Source organism: Niallia sp., from assembly GCF_031978665.1.
Classification (GTDB): Bacteria; Bacillota; Bacilli; order Bacillales; family Cytobacillaceae; genus Niallia.
In genome coordinates, this window is record NZ_DALZDK010000002.1 from 88,412 (window position 1) to 91,395 (window position 2,984).

3 protein-coding genes are annotated in these 2,984 nt (G+C 35.4%); all 3 read right to left on the minus strand.

The features are described 5' to 3' along the window. Nucleotides 1–1,515: ribonuclease R (gene rnr / locus RTL21_RS01610; RefSeq protein WP_396954409.1), on the minus strand; the 1,515-nt coding region annotated here is incomplete at its 3' end. 30 nt (nucleotides 1,516–1,545) lie between these two features. Continuing rightward, on the minus strand, nucleotides 1,546–2,289 hold the full coding sequence (locus tag RTL21_RS01615) for an alpha/beta hydrolase (RefSeq protein ID WP_312092657.1): 744 nt from the start codon (nucleotides 2,287–2,289) through the stop codon (nucleotides 1,546–1,548). 252 nt (nucleotides 2,290–2,541) lie between these two features. Further along, nucleotides 2,542–2,775 carry a preprotein translocase subunit SecG gene (gene secG / locus RTL21_RS01620; protein ID WP_031540682.1) on the minus strand — a complete coding sequence of 78 codons (234 nt, stop codon included), beginning with the start codon at nucleotides 2,773–2,775 and terminating at the stop codon, nucleotides 2,542–2,544. Nucleotides 2,776–2,984 lie beyond the last annotated feature (209 nt).

Genomic DNA, 2,984 nt, shown 5'->3' on the forward strand with positions numbered 1-2,984 from the left:
AGGATGTACAGAATTTGCTGTCCCCTTCACAATATAGCCAAAGTTTGTAATAAACTCGAAGAATCTTCGTAGTTTTTCTTCTTTTGGATCTTCGTGAATACGATAAATAAACGGAACCTGCATCCAATGAAAATGTTCAGCAACTGTTTCATTGGCAACGAGCATAAACTCTTCGATTAGTCTTTCTGCAACAGAACGTTCTCGTAAAATAACATCCTGTGGCTTTCCATCCTCATCTACAAGTACCTTTGATTCTTTAAAATCAAAGTCAATTGCACCGCGTGTCATACGTTTTTTACGAAGGATTGCTGCAAGTTCTTCCATACGCTCAAACATTGGCACAAGCCCTTCATATTTAGCTCTCAGCACTTCATCTTTTTCGTGTAAAATCGAATTCACATCTGCATAAGTCATGCGCTCTGTTGTCTTAATGACACTTTGGAAAATTTCATGCTTAACTACTTCACCCTCTGGCGAGATTTCCATCTCACAGGAAAGGGTTAATCGATCTACTTTTGGATTTAAGGAACATATTCCATTCGATAAACGATGTGGAATCATTGGAATCACTCGGTCTACTAAATAAACACTCGTTCCTCTCTCCTCTGCTTCTACATCAATAGGAGAATTTTCTGTTACATAGTAAGTAACATCGGCAATATGAACCCCTAGCTTATAATGACCGTTTTCTAAAATAGTAACAGTAACCGCATCATCCAAGTCTTTTGCGTCTGCACCATCAATGGTAACAATTGTTTCATTACGTAAATCACGTCTGTTTGCAATTTCTTTTTCATCAATGGTATCTGGAGCGCTATTCGCTTGATCTAGTACATTATCAGGAAATGCTAGTGGTAATCCATGCTTATGTATTACCGATAAAATATCAACACCTGGGTCATTTTTATGGCCAAGTATTTTGATAACTTCCCCTTCTGCATTCTTTCTGCCTTCTGGATAGGAAGTTAATTTAACAACTACTTTATGCCCTTCAATAGCTCCTTTTGTGCTACCTTTTGGAATAAAAATATCTGTTGCGATTTTCTTATCATCTGGTATTACAAAACCAAAATGCTTGCTTTCAGAATATGTACCAACTATTTGTTGTACGCCTCTTTCAATAATTCGGACGATTGTACCTTCTCTTCTTTGACCAGAGCTTTCTGACGTTACACGCGCTAAAACAATATCTCCATTTAACGCAGTTTTTACTTCATTTGGTGGAATAAAGATATCATCCATGCCTTGTTCTTCTGGAATAACAAATGCAAACCCTTTTGCATGACCTGCTAGTTTACCGCGAATAAGGTTCATTTTTTCCGGTAATCCATAACGATTGCTTCTCGTACGAACAACTAGTCCCTTCTCCTCCATCTGAACAAGTGCCTTTACAAAGTCTTTAAAGTGAGAAGAATCCTCTATTCCGAAAGCCTCTTCTAATTCTTGTACCGTTAATGGTTTATAGGCTTCGTCCTTCATATAGGTCAATAACTTCTCCACATTTTCCTTTATCATATCTTCCAAACAAAAAACCTCCTTTACTTCTCATTCTTTCCAATCTAATTTCTCTAAAAACTGATAGAAATCTTCAAAAACCTGTTCCTTTTCTTTATCATGTGTAATAACATGCCCAGAGTTTTCATACCATTTTATATCTTTTTGAATCGATTCCACTTCTTCATAAATAATATTAGCACTATTTGTATCAATCATTTGATCATGTCGTGCTTGAATGACAAAAACGGGTGAATAAATAAGATCAATAGATTCACTTACTTCTTTTATAAGATTTTGTAATTCCTTCAATGTATGCATTGGTTTAAATTGAGCCATTTCCTGCTCAATTACTTCTTCTGATTTCTTCTCACGTTGCTTATAACTGCGGGCGTATTCGAGTACTCCTTCATACATTACTTCTTCACTCTTAATATACATGGGAGCACACATAGTTACGATACCCTTTACAGGTACAGTGTAACCTAATTTAAGGGAAAATACCCCTCCTAAGGATAGTCCGCCTACAGCAATTTCTTCATATCCCATATCCTTTAAATGCTGATAGGCGTCTGACACATCCTTCCACCAATCTTTCGGTCCATATTCCACTAATTCCTCTGGCGGCACACCATGACCTTTATATAAAGGAACATAGCATGTATACCCTTTTGTATTTAAATATCTACCTAGTAATCGTACATCAGATGTATTCCCTGTAAAGCCATGTAATAAAAGCACTGCACGATTATTATCTCCTTTAAAGGTTAACGGTTTCTGTTCTACTATTTTCATTAGATAACGCTCCTTTATCTTATTATTTTCTCCTTCGCCCTTATATATAATTAAAATTACAGTGTTTGTTTAAAAAAAGAACTATCCTTCTATTGTAGTAAAAATGAAATGGAAGAATCCAGTAATATGATTATCCTTTATTAGTGGTCATTCCTTCTTTTTAATCAATACTTATTTATGTATCAACTTGTTTTCCGAAAAAAAACCTGACCTTTCTTGGCCAGGTTTTTTTATCTATACCGAACTTCGTTATTATAGATCAAAATAACTAACTGCAATCGTTAAAACAAAGAACAGGATTGCTAAAACGATTGTCGCATTGTGAAGGATTAATTCTAAACCACGTGCTTTTTGCTTACCAAATAACTGCTCTGCCCCACCAGAAATTGCTCCAGATAGTCCAGCACTCTTTCCATTTTGAAGAAGTACAACCACGATTAATGCAATCGCAACGATAATCAATAAAGTAATCAAAACTGTGTGTATCATATCAAACACCTCCATAAAAACCAACCTACATTACTCTAAATGTATCATATTTTATGATATGTCACAATAGTATGTCGCGTCTTTGTCATAATAATTAGTAGAATACATTTATCGAGCGTGAATTTATAGAAAGAGCTCTCTAGATTAAGGGATGATCTTTGATAGAGTTGCATCTGTTACCTTTTCTTTCTTTTTCTCTTGCTCTT